Origin of the sequence: Paraburkholderia sp. BR10937 (assembly GCF_040965695.1) — a bacterium.
GTDB lineage: Bacteria > Pseudomonadota > Gammaproteobacteria > Burkholderiales > Burkholderiaceae > Paraburkholderia.
The window spans coordinates 22645-42624 of record NZ_JBFRCL010000050.1; the positions used below are offsets into that span (position 1 = coordinate 22645).

General features: G+C 63.4%; 16 protein-coding genes and 1 tRNA gene. 9 read left to right on the forward strand and 8 right to left on the reverse strand.

Annotation, left to right across the window (positions count from 1 at the left end; genetic code table 11):
• Positions 1-3: 3 nt before the first annotated feature.
• The gene (locus tag AB4Y44_RS31590) at positions 4-2094 is read left to right on the forward strand and encodes a UvrD-helicase domain-containing protein (protein WP_254319173.1); all 2091 of its coding nucleotides are present in this window, start codon (positions 4-6) and stop codon (positions 2092-2094) included.
• 89 nt (positions 2095-2183) lie between these two features.
• Here AB4Y44_RS31590 and AB4Y44_RS31595 read toward each other — a convergent pair whose 3' ends face one another.
• Complete coding sequence (locus tag AB4Y44_RS31595; protein ID WP_368701755.1) at positions 2184-3080, reverse strand: cytochrome c5 family protein; 897 nt, start codon at positions 3078-3080, stop codon at positions 2184-2186.
• A gap of 317 nt (positions 3081-3397) precedes the next feature.
• Between AB4Y44_RS31595 and AB4Y44_RS31600 the strand changes: the two genes are divergently transcribed.
• The 4 genes from AB4Y44_RS31600 to AB4Y44_RS31615 all read left to right on the forward strand — a co-directional run bounded on the left by AB4Y44_RS31600 (position 3398) and on the right by AB4Y44_RS31615 (position 6676).
• Positions 3398-3473: transfer RNA gene (locus AB4Y44_RS31600), tRNA-Arg, on the forward strand.
• Between the two features lie 376 nt (positions 3474-3849).
• Positions 3850-4635 (forward strand): hypothetical protein, encoded by a 786-nt coding sequence (locus AB4Y44_RS31605; RefSeq protein ID WP_368689544.1) that lies wholly within the window; start codon positions 3850-3852, stop codon positions 4633-4635.
• 49 nt (positions 4636-4684) lie between these two features.
• Positions 4685-5923 carry a class I SAM-dependent methyltransferase gene (locus AB4Y44_RS31610; RefSeq protein ID WP_368701756.1) on the forward strand — a complete coding sequence of 413 codons (1239 nt, stop codon included), beginning with the start codon at positions 4685-4687 and terminating at the stop codon, positions 5921-5923.
• A gap of 30 nt (positions 5924-5953) precedes the next feature.
• Positions 5954-6676 (forward strand): hypothetical protein, encoded by a 723-nt coding sequence (locus AB4Y44_RS31615; RefSeq protein ID WP_368701757.1) that lies wholly within the window; start codon positions 5954-5956, stop codon positions 6674-6676.
• Between the two features lie 404 nt (positions 6677-7080).
• On the opposite strand, the gene AB4Y44_RS31620 is transcribed toward AB4Y44_RS31615, so the two are convergent.
• The 4 genes from AB4Y44_RS31620 to AB4Y44_RS31635 all read right to left on the reverse strand — a co-directional run bounded on the left by AB4Y44_RS31620 (position 7081) and on the right by AB4Y44_RS31635 (position 13698).
• A complete protein-coding gene (locus AB4Y44_RS31620) occupies positions 7081-10194 on the reverse strand; it encodes a tetratricopeptide repeat protein (RefSeq protein ID WP_368701758.1) in 3114 nt (1037 codons plus the stop codon).
• Between the two features lie 282 nt (positions 10195-10476).
• Positions 10477-10776, reverse strand: a complete 300-nt coding sequence (locus AB4Y44_RS31625; RefSeq protein WP_368701759.1) for a flagellar protein FliT — start codon at positions 10774-10776, stop codon at positions 10477-10479.
• 23 nt (positions 10777-10799) lie between these two features.
• Positions 10800-12377: a flagellar filament capping protein FliD gene (gene fliD / locus AB4Y44_RS31630; RefSeq protein ID WP_368701760.1), complete on the reverse strand. Its 1578-nt coding sequence runs from the start codon at positions 12375-12377 to the stop codon at positions 10800-10802.
• 145 nt (positions 12378-12522) lie between these two features.
• Entirely contained in the window at positions 12523-13698 is a 1176-nt protein-coding gene (locus AB4Y44_RS31635) for a flagellin (protein ID WP_368701761.1), read from the reverse strand.
• Positions 13699-14065: 367 nt separating this feature from the next.
• On the opposite strand from AB4Y44_RS31635, the gene AB4Y44_RS31640 reads away from it, so the two are divergent.
• Positions 14066-15007: an aldo/keto reductase gene (locus AB4Y44_RS31640; protein WP_368701762.1), complete on the forward strand. Its 942-nt coding sequence runs from the start codon at positions 14066-14068 to the stop codon at positions 15005-15007.
• 397 nt (positions 15008-15404) lie between these two features.
• Positions 15405-15617 carry a 30S ribosomal protein S21 gene (gene rpsU / locus AB4Y44_RS31645; RefSeq protein WP_004198205.1) on the forward strand — a complete coding sequence of 71 codons (213 nt, stop codon included), beginning with the start codon at positions 15405-15407 and terminating at the stop codon, positions 15615-15617.
• Positions 15618-15754: 137 nt separating this feature from the next.
• On the opposite strand, the gene AB4Y44_RS31650 is transcribed toward rpsU, so the two are convergent.
• Both AB4Y44_RS31650 and AB4Y44_RS31655 read right to left on the reverse strand, forming a co-directional pair.
• On the reverse strand, positions 15755-16213 hold the full coding sequence (locus tag AB4Y44_RS31650) for a hypothetical protein (protein ID WP_368701763.1): 459 nt from the start codon (positions 16211-16213) through the stop codon (positions 15755-15757).
• A 201-nt stretch (positions 16214-16414) separates the two neighbouring features.
• Entirely contained in the window at positions 16415-17011 is a 597-nt protein-coding gene (locus tag AB4Y44_RS31655) for a DNA-3-methyladenine glycosylase I (RefSeq protein WP_368701764.1), read from the reverse strand.
• 179 nt (positions 17012-17190) lie between these two features.
• Here AB4Y44_RS31655 and AB4Y44_RS31660 point away from each other — a divergent pair, with 179 nt between their 5' ends.
• Together AB4Y44_RS31660 and AB4Y44_RS31665 are read left to right on the forward strand one after the other, a co-directional pair.
• Positions 17191-18087, forward strand: a complete 897-nt coding sequence (locus AB4Y44_RS31660) for a BadF/BadG/BcrA/BcrD ATPase family protein (protein ID WP_368701765.1) — start codon at positions 17191-17193, stop codon at positions 18085-18087.
• A gap of 93 nt (positions 18088-18180) precedes the next feature.
• Entirely contained in the window at positions 18181-19002 is an 822-nt protein-coding gene (locus tag AB4Y44_RS31665; RefSeq protein WP_342920346.1) for a Cof-type HAD-IIB family hydrolase, read from the forward strand.
• A gap of 70 nt (positions 19003-19072) precedes the next feature.
• Here the strand turns inward: AB4Y44_RS31665 and AB4Y44_RS31670 are convergent, their stop codons facing one another.
• On the reverse strand, positions 19073-19789 hold the full coding sequence (locus AB4Y44_RS31670) for a histidine phosphatase family protein (protein ID WP_368701766.1): 717 nt from the start codon (positions 19787-19789) through the stop codon (positions 19073-19075).
• Positions 19790-19980: the final 191 nt, after the last annotated feature.

Below are 19980 nucleotides of genomic sequence, written 5' to 3' on the forward strand. Positions count from 1 at the left end.
ACGATGTCCGCAGGCCTCAATTCCGCCCAGAACGAAGCGGTGCGCTATCTCGACGGTCCCTGTCTCGTGCTCGCCGGCGCGGGCAGCGGCAAGACGCGTGTCATCACGCAGAAGATCGCGCACCTCATCGAAGCGAAAGGCTTCGAGCCGCGCCATATCGCCGCCGTCACCTTCACCAACAAGGCCGCCGCCGAAATGCGCGAGCGCGTGGGCAAACTGCTCGAAGGCAAGACACTCACCACGCCCGGCAAGGAAGGCCGCAAGGTGCCGACCAACCAGCTGACGGTCTGCACGTTCCACTCGCTCGGCGTGCAGATCCTGCGCCAGGAGGCGGAGCACCTGGGCCTCAAGCCCCAGTTCTCGATCATGGACGCCGACGACTGCTTCGCCATGATCCAGGAGCAGGTGGGCTCGACGGACAAAGGCTTCATCCGCAAGATCCAGTCGATCGTCTCGCTCTGGAAGAACGGCCTCGTCATGCCCGAGCAGGCGCTGGCCACGGCCTCGAACGAGGACGAGCACCAGGCGGCCATCGTCTACCGCAACTACATGGCGACGTTGCACGCCTATCAGGCGGTGGACTTCGACGACCTGATCCGCCTGCCTGCCGAGCTGTTCGCGAAGAACGAGCAGGTGCGCGACCGCTGGCAGAACAAGCTGCGCTACCTGCTCGTCGACGAGTACCAGGACACCAACGCCTGCCAGTACGAACTGCTGAAACTGCTGGCGGGCCCGCGTGCGGCGTTTACGGCCGTGGGCGACGACGATCAGGCCATCTACGGCTGGCGCGGCGCCACGCTCGAAAACCTCGCGCAGCTCGGCAAGGATTTTCCGAAGCTGCACGTCATCAAGCTCGAGCAGAACTACCGCTCGACGGTGCGAATTCTCACGGCGGCGAACAACGTCATCGCGAACAATCCGAAGCTGTTCGAGAAGAAGCTGTGGTCGGAGCACGGCATGGGCGACACCATCACCGTCACGCCCTGCAACGACGAAGAGCACGAGGCGGAGTCGGTCGTGTTCCGGCTTTCGGCGCACAAGTTCGAGCGCCGCGCGCAGTTTCGCGACTACGCGATTCTGTATCGCGGCAACTTCCAGGCGCGCATCTTCGAACAGGTGCTGCGCCGCGAGCGCATTCCCTATGTGCTCTCGGGCGGCCAGTCGTTCTTCGACAAGGCCGAGATCAAGGACATTTGCGCCTATCTGCGCCTGATCGCCAATCACGACGACGATCCCGCGTTCATCCGCGCGATCACCACGCCGCGCCGCGGCGTGGGCAACACGACGCTCGAAGCGCTCGGCTCGTTCGCAGGGCAGGCGAAGGTGTCGCTGTTCGAGGCCGTGTACATGGGCGGCATCGAGGCGCGGCTTTCGGCGCGCCAGGTCGAGCCGATGCGCGTGTTCTGCGACTTCATGCAGCGCCTTGCCGAGCGCGCGCAGAAGGACCCGGCGACGGTCGTGCTCGACGACCTCATGGACGCGATCCACTACGAGGCGTATCTCTACGACGCCTTCGACGAGCGCCAGGCGCAATCGAAGTGGCAGAACGTGCTCGAATTCCTCGAGTGGCTCAAGCGCAAGGGCACCAAGCCCGAGCAGGAGATCGGCGAAGACAGCGAAGCAACGGGTTACGACAATGCCGACGGTCTCGCCGACACCGGCAAGAACCTCATGGGCCTGATCCAGACCGTCGCGCTGATGTCGATGCTCGAAGGCAAGGAAGAGGACCCGGACGCCGTGCGGCTTTCAACCGTGCATGCCTCGAAGGGACTGGAGTATCCGCACGTGTTCCTGGTGGGCGTGGAAGAGGGGATCATGCCGCACCGCGGCGGCTCGGAAGACGACGTGATCGACGAAGGGCGCATCGAGGAAGAGCGCCGCCTCATGTACGTGGCGATCACGCGCGCGCAGCGCAGCCTGCATCTGAACTGGTGCAAGAAGCGCAAGCGGGCGCGCGAGACGGTGGTGTGCGAGGCGTCGCGCTTCATTCCGGAGATGGGCCTCGACGACGCGCCGCCGCCGACCGCCGAAGAAGCACCGATGACGCCGAAGGACCGGTTGGCGAGTTTGAAGGCGCTGTTGCAGAAGGGGTGAGCCCGTCTGCGCGCGGATCGAAAAAGCGAAGGGCCGCATCGACGATCGATGCGGCCCTTCGTGCTTATGCGCGATGCGCGTGGGGCGATTTACTTCGCCGCGCTGACCATGTAATCGACGGCGGCCTTCACGTCGGCGTCGGAGGCGGTCGAGCCACCCTTGGGCGGCATCTGGCCCTTGCCGTGCAACGCGTAATTGTAGACGGTGTCCATCGAGTCCTTGAGGCGCGGCGCCCAGTCGGCCTTGTTGCCGAATTTCGGCGCGCCCAGCACGCCTGCGGCGTGACACGCCTGGCAGACCTGCTGATAGAGCGCCTTGCCCGCCTGCGAGGCATCGGCGCTTTGCGAGCCGCCATCTGCCGCCGGAGCGGACGAAGCCTGCGGGATGGCCGCGATCGCCGCCGCGGCGGCTTGCGCCTGGGCGGCGTTCGTATCGGCGGCCGCTGCACCCGAGGCCGGTGCAGCGGCGTTGGCGGCACCTGGCGCGGGCTTGGGCGGATCCTGGAAGTTCGCGCCGGCGTGGTTCGCCATATAGGCGACGGCGAGGCCGATTTCGTAGTCGCTGTAGTCGTCGGGGCTCGTGCCGCCGCGCGGGGGCATCGCACCCTTGCCCGAGAGCGCCGTTTTCCAGAGCGTGTCGAAGCCCTGCGCGATGCGCGGTGCCCAGTCGCCCGAGTTGCCGAACTTCGGCGCGCCGGCGGTGCCCGAGGCGTGACACGCCGAGCAGACGGCCTGGAAGACCTGCTCGCCGGTCTTGTAGACGCGCGGCGCATTGGCGTCGCGCACGTTGACCTGCGCGACCGGCGCGATGCGCGCGGCGACCTGCTGGGTGGAGAGCTCGTCGGTGCCCGCGCCGGTGCGCGTCGTGTTGTCGACGTAATAGGCGAGCAGAACGATGATGACGATGGGAACGGCAAACCCGGCGATGACAGCGGCGATCAGCTGGCCGGGCGTTTTGATCGGGGCTCCGTGGGGTGCTTCGCTCATGCTTGTCTCGACTCCCGTTGGTTTTATGGTGAGCGGTACAGCAGGACGGCAATGGCCATGCGGCGGATCAAACACCGACGATTATAGACGGAAGGTTTTCCGGCTGGTGAGTGGGCGCGGACGGAGTTCAGCGGGCGTTTACCCGGAGCGGACCGGCGGCGGCCTGCGCTGTTTCGCCTGAGTTGTGCCTCGTGGAGATGCGACCCTTAATAACCTGTGCGGTGGACGGTTTAACCGAAACCGGTTATTCTCTCGGTCTCTCTTCGGCGCTGCCTCTTCCGTATTCTTCGGTCAGTCGGCGGCGCCAGCAAGTCAACGCGCCCGTAGCTCAATGGATAGAGTACTGCCCTCCGAAGGCAGGGGTTGCTGGTTCGATCCCAGCCGGGCGCGCCAAAAATTCTCATCACCGCAATGTCGAGAGTCCTGCCGCAGGAGGCCTTCAGAGCTCGACACATCAGCGTCATCTCCCGTCACACCTCTGGCTCCATGACCTCCGCAAGGCGTTCGTGTCCTCCGCTGTCGAGCGTGGCGTGACAAGCTCAATGCGTTGCATGCACCCGATACCAGGCAATCCGTAAGGATGTCCGTCTGGAACTCGATGCCTTCGATCGTGCTCCTGATCCCGCCTGCCCGGGTGTGCACGACGAAGCGCCATCGCCAATAGCGCATCCAAAGAATTGCGCCGCTAACCGCGGTCTGTTCGCCCGATTGACGGGAAGGCACAGCCGTTAGCCTTTAGCTTCGCAAAAGGCTTTGTGGGCCCGTCAAAATGAATACGTTGAATGTGTGCATCGGGCACGTGCCGTTTCCGGCCGAGCACGCGCATTTCGTCGATCTGCTGATTTCGCCGAATGCCGTGCCGGGCAACATCCGGAGAAAGGCAATCGTGCCTGATGAGTTGTACGGCGAGCACGGGCACGCGTTGTCGGAATACGCGCAGCTTTTCTGGCTGTTTCGCAATCTCGACTCGATCGCGTCGGGATACGAGTATCTGAATATCTTTCAGTACCGCCGGTTCATTTCACCCACGCCAGTCAATGCTCCGAAAGCAAGCAATCTGCCGTGGGCTTCCGTGGTTCAGGAAGCGGAATTGGGCAATTACGCATATTGTTTCGAGCGTCAGCGTACGAACAGTTGCTTCAATACGCCGATCACCCTCGGTGCGGCGGGCGTCATTGCGCAATACCAGGGCGCCCACGTACTCGAGGATTTCCTGAGCTTCACGCAGTACATGATGGGCGAGAAGCTGTTCGATTCCTCGGACGCGCTGAAATTCATCAGCCAGCAGCACTTCGTGCCCTCCTGCAGCATCGGTCTCTACCACGTCGATTTGTTCCGCTCGATCTTCGCCGTGCTCGAGCGCGCCTCGGAGTTCATGAACTCGCCGCGCTTCGTTGCGCGCGACGGTTATCAACGGCGCTCGGTCGGTTTCCTGCTCGAACGTCTGCACAGCTATCTGATCGTCGAACACTTCAGGAACGCCGGTGTGTTCGGCCACAACATGTTGATCTCGGATTCGGCGGTCGCCACGCACACGGCAGATCGCGTGCAGTGACTCCATTCCATCCGTTTACCACCGAAATTGCTTCGTTCCGGAGCCATCCATGAATTCATATCGTGCCATTCCCGGTTGCCGCGTGAGCGGCAGCACGCATCAGATCCCGGTGCTCAATCTCGGCCATCAGGCACTTACCGGCGTTTTTCCGAAATCGGCTGACGAGCCGGTCACGCAGGGCCCGCTGGAGCTCGTGTGGTCGCCGGGCAGCGGCTTGTTGCAGCTCGCGCATTCGTACGAGCCGTCGGAGATGTACGGCGACAATTACGGCTATCGATCGGGCCTGAACCAGTCGATGGTCGATCACCTGACCGACAAGATCGCGTACCTCGAACGCCTGAAACCGCTCTCGGCCGGCGACGTCGTGCTCGACATCGGCAGCAACGACTCCACGACGCTGAGGGCTTACCGCACCAACGGTCTGCGCCGGATCGGCATCGATCCGACCGGCAACAAGTTCCGTGAATACTATCCGGAAGACGTGCGCCTCGTCCCCGACTTCTTCTCCGCCGACGCTTACCGTTCGGTCGAAAGTCGCCCGGCGAAGATCGTCACGTCGATCGCGATGTTCTATGACCTCGAAGCGCCGATCGAATTCGCGAAGCAGATCGAATCGATTCTCGCCGATGACGGTGTCTGGCATTTCGAGCAAAGCTACATGCCGTCGATGCTGCGTCTGAATTCGTACGACACGATCTGCCACGAGCACCTCGAGTACTATTCGCTCGCCGTTGTGAAGGTCATTCTGGAAGCAGCCGGCCTCAAGCTGGTGGACGTCGTGATGAATGCCGTCAACGGCGGCAGCTTCGCCGTGACGGCTGCGAAAGCCGGCGACCACTCGATCAAGGTGAATCATCCGGTGATCGACTGGCTGCTCGAGCAGGAAGACCGGATGGGCCTGAATACGCCGCGTCCTTATCGCGAATTCGAGGAGCGCGTGTTCCGTCATCGCGACGACCTGACGCGACTGATCCGCGCGCTGAATGCGGACGGCAAGAAGGTGCTCGGTTACGGTGCTTCGACGAAGGGCAACGTAGTGCTGCAGTTCTGCGGATTCACCGCGGCAGACATTCCGGCCATCGCCGAAGTGAACGAAGAAAAATTCGGTCGCGTGACGCCGGGCACGCATATCCCCATCATCTCCGAAGCGAAGGCGCGTGCAATGAAGCCGGACTATTTCCTCGTCCTGCCGTGGCACTTCAAGAACGGCATCCTGCGCCGTGAGAGCGAGTATCTGAAGAGTGGCGGGCGACTGATTTTCCCGTTCCCGGAAATCGAAATCGTCTAAGCCGGGATTCGCATGCAAGACGCCATCTCTATGGATATTCAGTCATTGCAGCAAGCGTGGACGTGGCAGCCGCAGATGCAGCAGCATTTGCGCTTCCCGTTCGCGGGTGCTGGCACGCTCAATCGCAACGCTTCGCAGGCATGGCAGGACATCTTCGTGCTGTCGATGCTGGAGGGCCGTACGAACGGCCGCTATCTGGAAGTCGGCGCGAATTATCCGCTTTCGAACAACAACACCGCGTTGCTGGCGCTCCTTTACAGCTGGCAAGGCGTGTCGATCGAGTTCGATCCGGCATTTTTCGGCAGCTGGCTCAAGGACCGGCCCGACCATACGCTCGTGCTCGCAGACGCGCTCGCACTCGATTACGCGAAGGCGTTGCCCGCATGGTTCGGTCAAGACACGCAGCGAATCGATTATCTGCAACTCGACATCGATCCGAGCTACAACACGCTGCAGGTCCTGAAGAAGTTGCCGCTGGATCGCTACCGGTTCTCAGTAATCACATTCGAAACCGATGCGTATTCGGGCGATTTTCGCGCCCGCAGCGAGAGTCGAGATATTCTGCTTCGCCACGGCTATGAACTCGTCGCGCGAGACGTGTCCGTGCTGTTCCCGCCCGTTTCGCCGAATCCGATTCCGTTCGAGGATTGGTGGGTCGATCCACAGGTCGTCTCGCGTGAAAAGATTCGCGCGCTGCAGGCGATCGACAAGTCACCGCTGTTACCGCAGGACGTTCTGTTCGCCGTGACCTGAGTGTCGGTGGACGGGTCAAAGCCTGCTCCGGGATTGTCCCGCGAGCAGGCTATTTTTTTGTTCGAAGCGATGTGAGCAGGGTGCGCGGACGGCGCGGCAGGCAGGTCGTGTTCATGACACGACCGCTGGACAGAATGACAACCCGGAGGCGCCCCGCCGCGATTTCGCGACGCCTATTCGGACTGTCTTCGTTACGTGTGTTTGGCGAATCGGCAAGCCACGACAGGCCCGGTCAACAGCGTCTCATTGAGCGCCATTCGATCTACCGGAAGAGGAACGTGCAACGCGAGACGGGCGCTGCGCCGATATGGCCGCCGCCAGGGCTGGACCGCTGCCCGACGAACCGCTTATAGACTGCCAGCCAGGCGACGCCGGAGCGACGCCCGGCTGTTGGGAGAACGGCCTCAATCGCCGTATTTGCGCAGATAGTTTTCGTAGCCTTCGCGCCAGCTCGGCGTACCGAATGCGCCGCCGCTTTCGTGCACGACCGAAATCGGCCAGGTGCCCATGCGCAGCCCCTTGAGTTCCGCTTGACGGCAGAAGTCCATGTCGTAGAAGTGGAACTTGAACTGCTCGTCGAAACGCAGGCCGCTCTTCGCGAGCATTTCGCTATCCGCAATCAGCAACAGACCGTCGAGGAGCTTGCATTCCTGTCCAGATGGCCCGAAGGTCGACGCGATGTCGCACGGAAAGCCCTTGCCGTGGCCGACGGCGCCGCTCAGATATTGGCGCTCGTCCCACTGCAGATCCGGCGTGGCGAAGGCCCATGCGGGCTGGCGCGGCACTCGGCGCAGGTTGCCGGCGAGCCCCACCACCTCGAAACGGGCGAGGGATTCGCGGATGCGCTCGGTCCAGAAGAAGTCGTTGAGCCAGACGTCGTCGTGAACGAATACGAGTATGGCAGGACGCTGCTTCGCCTCTTCGATCGCCGCGTTGTAGATGCTGGACAGCCCGCGCGTGTTGTTGTCGAACAGTTGGAGCTCGACGTTGGGCAGGTGCGCGTAGAGCTTTAGCGACTGGCCAAGCGCCGTTTCGCTCGAGAACTGCTCACGGGTTCGGCGGGTGCCGCAGACGAGACGGATGGGTTTCGTCACTGCGGGGATGCCGGTCACCGCGTCGATCGACGTGATCGAGCCGGCTGTTGGCGCAATACTCGGTTGTTGCTGCTCGCGCACAGGTTCCACAACGGGTTCCGCCAACGCATCTTGCGGCTGTGCCAGGACCTCGAAATGCTCCGGCGCCAGTCCGTCGCACCAGCGCTGCCACATGGTTCGCAGCGCACGCGATACGGCGTTGGCGATCGTGCTCGCGCTGATGATGGGCGACTGCATGCAGTGCTGGCGCAACTCGCGGCGCACCGTTGCGAGTGCCTCGATGTCGTTGGCGAGCGCGACGCACTTGCTAACAAAGTCGTCCTTGTCGTGCGCGACGAAGGCCTCGTCGAGCCCGAGGTGCGAGAGCCAACCCGTGCTGCCGCGGCTCGCCATCGAAACGCCAGGCAGAGTCATGGTAGGAACGCCCATCCACAGGGCGTGCATGGTCGTGGTCGAACCGGCGAATGGGAACGCGTCGAGGCAGATATCAACCTGCTGGTGCTGTTGCAGGTAGACGTCGGTGCCCTTGCGCTGCATGAAGCTGATGCGGTTCACGTCGATGCCTTCGTTCGCGAACAGTCTGGCTAGCTTGTTCATCTGTTCGATCGACGTGATCGCGCCAATGAGCATGCGCGAAGTCGGTATCTCGCGCAGCACGCGCGCCCAGAGCGCCACGACTTCCGGCCCGATCTTGACCAGACGGCTGAAGCTGCCGAAGGTCAGGTAGCCGTTTTTCAAGGCGGGCAGCTCGTTCACCTCCGGCGCTTGCGCGTACGGCTTGAACGGCGCGAGAGCCGGCAGGAACACGAGCTTTTCCGAGAAACGGCTGGCGAACTGTTCGAGCGGCGTGACGAACCGGTCCGACATGTAATAGTCGATGGACGTCAGGCCGGTCGTGGCCGGATTGCCGATCCAGCTCACCTGGATGGGCGCGGGCTTGTGCGCGAGGGCCACGAGACGGTTGCGACCGGTATGGCCGGACAAATCGATCATGATATCGATGCCGTCGTCGCGGATTTTTTGCGCGACAGCGGCGTCGGTCATGCCGAAGATTTCATGCCACTCGTGCGCGTGCTCCCGGATCGTCTTCGTGAAAGCGTCGGTGACCACGTAGTTCGAATAGACGTGCAGTGACAGGCTTGAGTCGCGGGCCAGATGCTCCACGATCGACTGGAAGAAATAGGCGACCGGGTGATTGATCAGGTCGCCGGAAACGAATCCGATCCGCAGGCGCCGCGACGGGTTGCGATCGTTCGTGTGCTGCGGCCAGTGTGGACGCAGGGAGGCTTCCTGGCGCTTCCCGTACTCGCTGAACTCCGCGAAGGCGCTTTCTGCATCGAGATCGGTCTTGTGCATCAGGCAGAACAGCAAGTTGCTGTGCGTGGCCGCCTGCATCGGCGCTAGTGCGAGCGCCTTGCGAAAGGCGCTTTCCGCTTCGTCGTACTGGCCATCCTCGTTCAGTGCGTTAGCCAGCGCGTCGAGCTCGAGAGCATTGTTCGGCTCCAGCTCGACGGCGCGGCGCATTTGGGCGATGCCCTCGCCGGCGCGGCCGGTCGCCTGAAGGGCGGCACCCAATGTGCGATGCAGTGCTGCACTCTCGGGATGTTTTTCGAGCGCCTGGGTGCAGTGCGCGATGGTTCGCTGGTGCTGGCGCGTGATATGCAGCGCATCGGCCAGCATAGACTGCGCGGGGAGACTGTTGGGTAGCAGGCCGGTGGCCCGCTCGGCCGACATCACGGATTCCGCATACTTGCCTGCGCGCTGCAGGGCGTGCGTGAGCGTCAGCCAGCATTCGCCGTGCGCAGGGTTTTGCTCCGTCAAGCGACGGGCAAGCTTCAGCGCGGCCTCTGTTTTTCCGCCGTTGAACAGATCGGCAAACTGGCGCAGATCCGTCATGCTGGCGCGACGCAGGTCGGCTATCGCTGCCGGCGTGTCCGGAGTCTTCTGCTTCGGCGCAGCTTCCGCGGCCGCGCGCAAAGGTTCAGGCGAGGGCGCCTGGGCCGCCGCCGCATCAGGCTGGGGCAGACGAGCCTTCAACGTCTCGATGGCATCCCCTGGAACGCCGCATTGCTGCGCCACGTCGAGCGCCATCCGTGCGGCTTCGAACTGCTTGCTCGCGGTCAGGGCATTGAAGTAGTAGACCCAGAGTTGCGCGAAGTTCGGCGTATGGCCGAGCACCGCTTCGAAGTGCGGCACGGCCTCGGCTGGCCGGTCCGTTTGCATGTACAGCACGCCCATGTGGTAGTTGGCGTCGACATGGTCGCTATCCGCTTCCAGCACGATGGCGTAGAGCGCTTCGGCTTCGTCGTATTCCTGCTTGCGATGATGTTCGATCCCGGCTTCCATGACGAGCTGGATGTCGTTCCCCATTTGCGATTGGGGGGCGAGCGCGGTGGTTTCGGTCGGAGTTGGGAAAGCGGTCATGACGAAGGCGTGCTTGCGCCGCAGTTAGCAGAAGTAAGGCAATTATCGAGGGCGCGCACGCGGGACGAATTGCCGAGTTGACGTCAAAACGCCCGCCAATTCGGTGGTGCGAGCGAGGGGCGGAGATGGGGCGGGGTGGATGGCCGTTGCTGCCTGGGCTATGCGCAATAGGGGCGAGCAAAAGAAAAGCCCGCACGAGGCGGGCCGAGGTACGCGATTGCGACCTGACGGGCGCAATCAATGGTTGGTTGTTATTCCTGTACGCGCTGCGAAGTCCGTTCTTCAGAACTGCGCGACGCGCTGATACTGGTTCACGTTGCGCGTTGCCTGCATGGCGGAACGATACTCGGCGCCGAGCGTGTTTTGTGCCGACTGCGCCGCTGCGGCGACACGCGTATCGATCGCGTGAATCTGCTTGAGCACGTCGAGCGCGGCGCCCGTTTGCTTCGCGGAGAGCGACATGAGAAGGGGCGAACGCTCGTTCGCAAGCTCGGCCGCCTTTTCCCATTCGCCGACGGCTGCCGCCTGTTCGATGTCTTTCGTGATCTGCCAGATGCGATCGATGGACGCTGCGAATTCCATGTCGTCTCTCCTGCTGGATGCGCTTAGCTCTTGTTGGTGGCCAGCGCGCCTGCGCTGTTCGTGCCGCCGAAGAGCTGCGTGAGGTATTGCTGATTGTTGTTCATCGTCGCCATCAGCGTGTTGAGCGCGGTGAATTGCGCGGTGTACATGCTGGTGAGCTGCGACTGGTATTCCGCGAGATTCGACTTCTGCGTCGAGAGGTTCGTCAGGTCAGTCTGGATCGAGTTGGTACGCGTCGTGATGACGCCCGTGCTCGACGAATAGCTCGTGATGTTGTTATTCAACTGGGCGGCGACGCCGTTGGTCGAATTGAACAGCGCTGCCACGGTCGACTGATTGTTTTGCAGTGCCGTATTGAGCGTGTCGCTGTCGACCGAGAGCGAGCCGTCCGAATTCAGCGTGACGCCAATCGATGCCAGGCTGGTCGTCGTATTGCCGCTCTTCACGCCCGTTGCCACGATCGTCGCCAGCTGGTTCTGAATCATGTTCAGCGTCGAGTCGCCGAGCAGCACGCCTTGCGACGTCGAGGTCGAGCTGAACGACGTGAGCGTGGCCATCGTCGTCACGAGCGTGTTGTAGAGCGTGACGAAATTGTTGATCGCGCTGGATTCCGCGCTGGTGTTCTGCGCAACGGTGAGCGTTTGTGCGCCGCTGCCCGTGCTCGACGTGTCGACTGCCGCTGCGGTGAGGGTCAGCGTGACGCCAGACAGTGCGGTTTTTACGGTGTTTGTCGTGCTGGTCGCGCCCGTGCCGTCGATCGTGAAATAGGCGTCCTGTGCGGCCGTGGACTGTGTCCAGTTGGTCGTGTTGGAGATCGTCGACTGGTTGGCCGTGAGGTTGGCGGAAGTCGCGCTCGCGCTCGTGATCGCCGTGCCCGCCGTGGTCGTCACGGCAAGGTTGTTCAAGGCATCGCTGGAATTCGAGTCGTTGATCGCGATGCTGATGCCGTTCGACGCGCCGGTCGAGGTGGCGTGCAGCACGAGGTGCGCGCCGTCTGCGCCGTTGACGACCGTTGCCGTCACGCCCGGATTGTTGGTGGCCGAGTTGATCGCCGATGCAATGCCCGCGACGGTGCTGTTGGTGCTGTCGAGCGAGATCGTGGTGCTGGCGCCGTTGACCGTCAGCGTCATCGTGGACGAGCCCGAGGCGAGCGCCGTCGTTGCGCCGTAGCCGGTCGAGGTGAGCACCTGAGCTTGTGCCACTTGCTTGACGTCGAGCGAGTACGTCCCTGCTGCCGCGCCGCTGCCCGCAGTGGCCGTAATGCCGGTGCCGCTGAGCGTCGTGCTGAACGCACTGAGGGTCGTGCCGTCCGAGAGCGGCGAGAGGCCTGCCTGAAGTGCGGAGAGCGCGGCGGAAAGCGCGCCGTACGCGGAGATTTCGGTGTTGTCCTGCGTCTGCTCGGCGCTGATCGTGGCGGCCTGGCCGGCGATCTTGGAGTTGACGAGCGCCGTGACGAGCGAATTCACGTCCATCGACGAGTTGCCGGTCGAGCCGCTGACGATCGACTGGGCTGCTTGCTGCAGAGCGGCGTTGCTCGCTGCGGTCGTAGCAGCGACGCTACTTGCGATCGTGCTGGCTGTCGAACTGGTTACGGTGGACATGAAGGGGCTCCGTGCGTCGGCGTTGCAGTGTGAATCGGTTCAGGTCTGGAAAACGCCAATCGGGAGGCGATCCTCCCGATTGGCTTGCGTTGCGCTCACGGGTATGGCGGCCGGGCGCGCAACGCTTGGGCTACAGAAGCTCGTATTACTGCAGGAGCTTCAGGATCTGCTGCGGTTGCGAGTTCGCTTGTGCGAGCACCGAGATACCGGCTTGCTGCAGCACTTGCGCCTTGCTCAGGTTCGCCGTTTCTTCCGCGAAATTGGCGTCCTGGATCGACGACTGGGCGGTCGACAGGTCGGTCGACTGAGCTTGCTGCGTCGTGCCGATTGCCGTGAAGCGGTTTTGCGCTGCGCCGAGCGTTGCCTGCAGGTTGTTCAGCGTGTTCAGGGCGTTGTCGATCGACTCCATGGCCATGCTTGCGCCGCTTGCCGTGCTGATGTTGACGTTAGCAACGTCCGTCGGCACGTTATAGGAGTTGACCTGAGCGTCCACAGAAGCGACAGCAGCGGAACCGGCCGAGCCGACAGCCGTATTGAAGGCGGCGGCGATGCTGAGCGAGACCGCACCGCCCGAGCCCTGGATGGCGTTGCCGCTGGTGCCCGAAGCGCCCGTGGCCGTGAACAGCGCGCCGACTGCCGTGTTGCTCAGAGCCTGGTTGTTCTGGTCCGTGAACGTGAAGCCGCCGCTGCCGTCGGAGACGACATTGATCGACGTGACGGTTGCAGCCGAGGCGGCGACCGAAACGCCAGCCGAGCTCAGGCTCAGGCCGCTGAACGTGCCGAGCGTCTGGCCGGCTTGCGGCACGCCGCTGCCGATCGATGCCGCCGACATGTTTTGCGACAGGCTCAGGCTGATCGTCTGGCCGACGTTCGCGCCAACCTGGAACGACACGGTACCGAGCGAGCCGTTCAGCACGTTCATGCCGTTGTACGTCGTTTGCGACGCGATACGGTTGATTTCCGAAACTTGCTGGTTGACTTCCTGCTGCAGTGCGGCGCGGTCGTCTGCGGTCATCGAGCCGTTGGCCGCTTGCGTGGCCAGCTGGCGGATACGCTGCAGGCTGCTCGTCAGCGACGACAGACCGCTCGATGCCGTTTGAACCAGCGAAACGCCATCGTTCGAGTTCGACACGCCCTGATTCAGACCGTTGATCTGGGTCTGCATGATGTTCGAAATCGCGAGGCCTGCTGCATCGTCAGCTGCGCTGTTGATGCGCTTACCCGACGACAGGCGCGTGATCGCTTGCGACAGCGCGCTGCCCGAGCCCGTCAGGTTCTGTTGCGCGACGAGCGAGTTGATGTTGCTGTTAATTCCGAGCATGGAAATTCTCCTAAGCGGGCTGAAAGCCCGTTACAAGCCACTATGGCCGCGGCGGGTGCAATCTTGCTGGCCGCCTCAGTGAAGGTTGTCGGCGTGGGTAAAAAAAACTTGAGGGGGAAGCACCGACAATCGAGACCTCATTTGCGCGCTGCATAAAAAATCCGGTTACGCCGCGCTTCGTGCTTCCCGCTTCCCTCACGCATTTCTGCGTCTTGCAGTTTGCAAGCGTGTTTACGGCAGGTATCGCGCGTGGTTTAGTGCAGCGCCCCTGGCTGCACTTCAATGACTGCGCGCCCTGCCGGCTGCAGTGCGCCGCGAGGCGGCGTATGCTCAGCGGTTCCCCGTTCGCCCTTTTTCTGGAGGCCCCATGGAACTACGCAGGATCGGCACTTCCTCGTTGCAGGTCGCCCCGCTCATGTTCGGCGGCAACGTCTTCGGCTGGACCGCAGATGAAGCCACCTCGTTCTCGATCCTCGACGCCTTCACCGACGCCGGCCTCAACTTCATCGACACCGCCGATGTGTATTCCGCGTGGGTGCCCGGCAACCAGGGCGGCGAGTCGGAGACGATCATCGGCAAGTGGATCGCCAAAAGCGGCAAGCGCGACAAGGTGGTGATCGCAACGAAGGTCGCAAAAGATGCGCGCCGCCCGGGACTTTCCGCCGCCAACATCGCGGCTGCCGTGGAAGATTCGCTGCGTCGTCTGCAGACCGATTACATCGATGTGTACTTCTCGCACGAGGACGACCAGAAAGTCCCGCTCGAGGAAACGCTAGGCGCCTACCAGCGGCTGATCGAAGCCGGCAAGGTGCGTGTGATCGGCGCGTCGAACTACACGGGCGCGCGCGTCGAGGAAGCGCTCGCGGTTTCGACGAGGTCCGGCCTGCCCGCGTACCAGATCATCCAGCCCGAATACAACCTGTACGACCGCGCCCGCTACGAGGCCGACCTCGAACCGGTGGCGATGGCGCAGAAGCTCGCGGTCGTGCCCTATTACAGCCTCGCGAGCGGCTTTCTCTCGGGCAAGTACCGTTCGCGCGAGGATCTCGCGAAGAGCACGCGCGGCTCGCGCGTCGAGAAGTACCTCGATCACCGCGGTATCCGGATCCTCGCGGCGCTCGATTACGTGGCCGAGCGCCACGGCAGCACACTCGCGGCGGTTGCGCTGGCGTGGCTGATCGCGCGCCCTAGCATTACCGCGCCGATCGCGAGCGCGACTTCGCTGGATCAGCTCGAGAGCCTTGCGGCGGCGGTACGGCTGAAGCTCGATCCGGCCGACATCCAGGCGCTCAACGACGCGAGCGCCTGACGGCAAAGGCATTAACCCAGGTGTCCTGATTGACAGGACGGGCGCGGCGGCCGTGGCAAGCCACTCGCCGCGCGCCGCGCAAGTCCCTGAGTAGAATCAAGAAACCCCCTGGTCAGGCGGATCTTTTCCTGATATCATTGGGAGTGAATTGAGATCTTTGCCTGTTTTGTTGCCGTGTTCGTTACTGTTGGCGGCCGCAAACCGGCGGTCAGGTGTGTTGCAGCAAGGTCGACCTGATCGCGTTCCGCTGTGAACCCCCTACTTCTCTTTTCCGGCCTCCGTGGCCGCCTTGCCTCTCGTTTAGCCCCAGCGTGGCGAACGACCGGAGGGCCGGCGCGTGAGCGGCTTTGACGCTCGCGCCTTTGAACCGTACTAAGCGATTTGAGTTAGGAAATACATGACGACGATTCTTCTGAAGGAAAACGAGCCGTTCGAAGTGGCGATTCGCCGCTTCCGCCGTGCAATCGAAAAGAACGGCCTGATCGCCGAGCTGCGTGAGCGTCAAGCTTACGAAAAGCCGACGGCAGTTCGCAAGCGCAAGAAGGCAGCTGCTGTGAAGCGCCTGCACAAGCGCCTGCGCAGCCAGATGCTGCCGAAGAAGCTCCACTAAGCTTTTTCGCTTTTCGGTGTTCCGCCAAACGGCGGCGCTTGCTTCGCAAGAAGCTGCGCCGCCGTTTGCGTTTGTGCGTGTTCGTGCATAGCAACTATGCGCCGAAGCGCGGCGCGCGTTGTGCGCGCCGGCCGGTATCAGGCGGCGTCCTTCAGCTGCTCGGGCGACAAGCCGAACTGCGCGGCGATCGAGCAAAGGCGTTCGCGCCATTCCCACACGCCAAACACGTCGTGCACGTTCTGCAGGCAACTCAGCAGATTGATCGTAGCGGGGTCGTATATGTTGATATGGGCGCGCAGCAGCGCCTTTTTCAGCGCGGCAACGCCCACGTCCATATAGAGCGGCACGTCGTTCGTGTCACGGCCGATGAAGCGCACGGGTATGCCTTCCATGGCGCTCATATAGTCGCGTGGCCGGATGAAGCTGCCGACCGGACATCCGCCGTAGCAGTGCGCGCTGCCGGAGCCGCCGCCACAGCCACCGCCCCGGTAGGCGCCGCCGCCGCGTGGAAGAAGTGCCGCGCGCCCCTGGCCAAACAGATGGGCCACTGCGCGGTCGAAGATCTCCTGATGACTCAGGAAGTGGACGTTTTTCATTTCAACCCCCTGTTGCCCAGGTGCCGGGCACAGGTTAATTCCCTTCTAACGCGGCGCCGCCGGCCTCCCAGCCGGCATCACTACCCGTTCCCCTGACGCGCCTGCATTCACTTCCCGTTATAACGGCACGCCAGTGAAAAACCGTGGGGCGGCGCACGGTAGCGATCAAAAATCAGGTTGGCCGGCGCCGGGTGCAGTCGCTCAGGCGCGGCGCTTCTTTTTGCCAAGCGCTGCGCAAGCCTTGCGGCACATGCAGTCGCGCTCATGGTCGTTGACCATGCCGACTGCCTGCATGAACGCGTAACAGATCGTCGTGCCAACGAATTTGCAGCCGTATTTTTTGAGCGCCTTGCTAAGCGCGTCCGAGACTTCGGTAGAGGCTGGTGCGTCGCGATACGAGACGAGGTCGTTCTGAATGGGCGTGTCGTCCACGAACGACCAGACAAATTTCGCAAGCGAGCCGTGATCGGCCTGGATCTGCTGCACGGCGCGGGCGTTGGCGATGGCGGCCTCGATCTTGGCCCGGTTGCGCACGATCGAGGCGTCCTGCATGAGCGTTTCGACGTGGTTGGGCGTAAAGCGCGCAACCTTGGCGATGTCGAAGCTGGCGAACGCGCGGCGATAGCCTTCTCGCTTGTTGAGTATCGTGGACCATGAGAGTCCTGCCTGCGCGCCTTCGAGCACGATCATTTCGAACAGATGCTGGTCGTCCCGCGACGGCACGCCCCACTCCTCGTCGTGGTATTGCACATACTGCGGCGACGCGCCGGCCGATACCCAGTTGCAGCGGTGTGTCACGGTAAGTTCTCCTTGCGAGACGTCGTTCGAGCCACGCAAGCATAGCGGATCGGTGCCGCGCCGCCACCCTGGCCGGATGGCCGATTGTGCGGACCCCGGGAAGCCGTTAGTCTCTGCGGCACGACAATAATTTTGGCTTTCGAACCGGACTGACAGGCGCGCGCGGCGCGGCGGACATCATGCAGAAATACACCTGGTTGATTGGCGTGGACGGCGGCGGCACAGGCACACGCATCGCGCTTGGCGACACGAACGGCGTCGAACTCGCGCGCGCGGCGGCGGGGCCGTCGGGGCTGGGACTCGGTATCGAACGGGCCTGGCAATCGATCGAGGAAGGCTGCCGCGCGGCGTTTGCACAGGCGAGGCTCGCGTTCGACTGGTCGCAATGCGTGCTTGGCTGCGGGCTCGCGGGCGTGAACAACCCCGACTGGCTGGCGCCGTTTCTCGCTGCCGCGCCCCCGGTAGCCGGGCTCGCGGTGGAAAGCGACGCCTACACGACACTGCTGGGCGCGCACGGCGGCGCGCCGGGCGTGGTGGTCGCCCTCGGCACGGGCAGCATCGCGGCGGTGCTCGACGAGGACGGCCAGTGCCGCATTGCGGGCGGTTTCGGCTTTCCCTCGGGCGACGAAGCGAGTGGCGCCTGGTTCGGCCTGCACGCGATCGTCTGGGCGCAGCAGGCGCTCGATGCCCGCGTGCCCATGGACGACTTCGCACGAGCCCTGCTCGCACACGCGCGCGCCACCGATCGCGACAGTCTCATCGTGTGGCAGTGCGCGGCCAACCAGACAGCATATGCCAGCCTCGCGCCGGTCGTCCTCGCGCATCGCAAACATCCGTTCGTCGCCAGGCTGCTCGCCGAAGCCGGCGTGGAAATTGCGAAACTCATCACCGCGCTCGATCCTTCGGGCAAGCTGCCGGCGGCGCTCTCGGGCGGCCTTGGGCAGCCGCTGCGCGAATGGGTGCCGCAAGCGGTGCGCGATCGCCTGCGCTCGCCGCTCGCCGATTCCACCACCGGTGCACTGCGGCTCGCGCAGATGGAGGCTCAGCGGCTGGCAAGCGCTGCCCCGGACAGCTGAGTGGTATGTGAGAAGGGGCACGAACGTAGGTCAACGGCATAGCCATGCCACAGATGCTACGATTCAACGTTTCCCGCTAGCTGTGTGATCACCATGTACAAGGTCATTGCAACCGATCTCGACGGAACGCTGCTCAATAGCGACCATCAGGTCGATCCGTTTACGGTTGCCACGCTGGGCGCGCTCGATGCGCAGGGACTGCCGTTCGTGATCGCGACCGGCCGCCACTATTGCGACGTGGCCGGCATTCGCGACGTGCTCGGCATCCGGCCGTATCTCATCACCGCGAACGGCGCGCGCGTGCACGCGCCCGACGACACGCTGATCCACGCGAGCAATCTGGGCGCGCCCATGGTCGAACGCCTCGTGGCTGCCGACACCGTGGGCGAGCACGGCCGCGTGATCGTGAGCATCTATACCGACGACGCCTGGCTCATCGACCGCGATGCGCCCGAACTCCTCGCGTATCACCAGGACTCGGGCTTCGAGTACCGCGTGGCGGATCTGCGCGACTACGCAGACGCGGGCATTGCCAAGGCACTCTATATCGGCGATCCGGCAGATCTCGCACACGTCGCGCAGAATCTCGCGCGCGAGTTCGGTGACGCGCTCTACGTCACCTACTCCCTGCCCGATTGTCTCGAAGTGATGGTGGCCGGCGTTTCGAAGGGCCGCGCGCTGCGCGTCGTGCTCGACCGGCTCGGCGTGGACGCGGCGGGTTGCGTCGCGTTCGGCGACAACATGAACGACATCGATCTGCTCGAAACGGCAGGTCATCCGTTCATGATGAACAACGCCAATCCCGATCTCATCAAGCGGCTGCCTCGGGTGCCGCGCATCGGCAACAACTTCGAGGCCGGTGTCGCGCATCATCTTCGCAAGCTGTTCGCGCTCGACGACGAACTCGCGTCGTAATTCACGCGGGCGCGGTCGTTAGCGCCGCCGCTGCTTTCGCGATTCCATGCGAACGGTTACCGCGGGACGGTTACTGCGCGGCGGGCAATTGCGCGCACGGGCAGTCGTCCGTACGTGCGTCGAGCCCTTCGCGCTCGTGCGAAAAACGCGCACGAGCGGCGCCGCCGCTCCAGTCGATTCGCACCACATAGATGCTGTCGAAGTCCGCGCTCTCCCAGCGCGGCACATCGTTCGCGCTGCCGCCGTGCGCGGCGACGATGCGGCGCACGAGCGTCTCGATTTCCCGATGTTCCCACGCAACCAGCACGGTGCGGCCGCGCCACTGCGGATCGACGAGCGCGCTTTGCAGCGCGTCGGTCTTCGAATAGCCATACGGCGTCTGAATCGGCATGCCGAACTGGATCGCGGTCGGCTCGATCGTCGCGAGCGGGCGCACGTAGTAATAAGAATGGCCGTTGTCTTCCTTTTGCTCGCCGGGGTCGGGCGCATAGATGGCGTCGGGCTTGCCGTACTTGGCCGCGATCACGGCCGGCAGCGCAAGCGCGCGGTTCAGCCCCTTGCAGTTGAGCTGGCCGAATCCTTCTGGCGGCTTTTCGCCGTGCCTCACGAAGACGAGTGTTTCGACGTTGCGCGCGGCTGGCGCGCTGCTCGTATTCGTCTGCGCTGTCTCACCGGCGTTAGCGGGTCCGTTGGCCTGCGGTAGCGGCGCACAGGCGCATAGCAGTGCGCTCAGCGCGGCGGCGAGCGTCGGGGCGATCCGGCCTGGCCGGGGGCGTGAGCGCTTCATGCTGGGCGTGATGCTCCAGGTCGCAAGACTATGGGAAGGTCGCCCGATTCTAGCAGCGCGGCCATCACGGGCCCGGCCAGCAGCGCACCCGGAGCGCCCCGCGCTCAGCAAGACAAGCGGGCGCCGAGGCGCCCGTTGGCAACTGCACGGCGAACGTGTCGCGTTGCGGCGCGGCTCGGGCCGCGCAGACG

Excerpts from the sequence above, each read along its gene's own strand:
- AB4Y44_RS31590 (WP_254319173.1), top strand. The coding sequence starts at position 4 with ATGTCCGCAGGCCTCAATTCCGCCCAGAACGAAGCGGTGCGCTATCTC.
- AB4Y44_RS31595 (WP_368701755.1), bottom strand. The coding sequence starts at position 3,080 with ATGAGCGAAGCACCCCACGGAGCCCCGATCAAAACGCCCGGCCAGCTG.
- AB4Y44_RS31605 (WP_368689544.1), top strand. The coding sequence starts at position 3,850 with ATGAATACGTTGAATGTGTGCATCGGGCACGTGCCGTTTCCGGCCGAG.
- AB4Y44_RS31610 (WP_368701756.1), top strand. The coding sequence starts at position 4,685 with ATGAATTCATATCGTGCCATTCCCGGTTGCCGCGTGAGCGGCAGCACG.
- AB4Y44_RS31615 (WP_368701757.1), top strand. The coding sequence starts at position 5,954 with ATGGATATTCAGTCATTGCAGCAAGCGTGGACGTGGCAGCCGCAGATG.
- AB4Y44_RS31620 (WP_368701758.1), bottom strand. The coding sequence starts at position 10,194 with ATGACCGCTTTCCCAACTCCGACCGAAACCACCGCGCTCGCCCCCCAA.
- AB4Y44_RS31625 (WP_368701759.1), bottom strand. The coding sequence starts at position 10,776 with ATGGAATTCGCAGCGTCCATCGATCGCATCTGGCAGATCACGAAAGAC.
- fliD (WP_368701760.1), bottom strand. The coding sequence starts at position 12,377 with ATGTCCACCGTAACCAGTTCGACAGCCAGCACGATCGCAAGTAGCGTC.
- AB4Y44_RS31635 (WP_368701761.1), bottom strand. The coding sequence starts at position 13,698 with ATGCTCGGAATTAACAGCAACATCAACTCGCTCGTCGCGCAACAGAAC.
- AB4Y44_RS31640 (WP_368701762.1), top strand. The coding sequence starts at position 14,066 with ATGGAACTACGCAGGATCGGCACTTCCTCGTTGCAGGTCGCCCCGCTC.
- rpsU (WP_004198205.1), top strand. The coding sequence starts at position 15,405 with ATGACGACGATTCTTCTGAAGGAAAACGAGCCGTTCGAAGTGGCGATT.
- AB4Y44_RS31650 (WP_368701763.1), bottom strand. The coding sequence starts at position 16,213 with ATGAAAAACGTCCACTTCCTGAGTCATCAGGAGATCTTCGACCGCGCA.
- AB4Y44_RS31660 (WP_368701765.1), top strand. The coding sequence starts at position 17,191 with ATGCAGAAATACACCTGGTTGATTGGCGTGGACGGCGGCGGCACAGGC.
- AB4Y44_RS31665 (WP_342920346.1), top strand. The coding sequence starts at position 18,181 with ATGTACAAGGTCATTGCAACCGATCTCGACGGAACGCTGCTCAATAGC.
- AB4Y44_RS31670 (WP_368701766.1), bottom strand. The coding sequence starts at position 19,789 with ATGAAGCGCTCACGCCCCCGGCCAGGCCGGATCGCCCCGACGCTCGCC.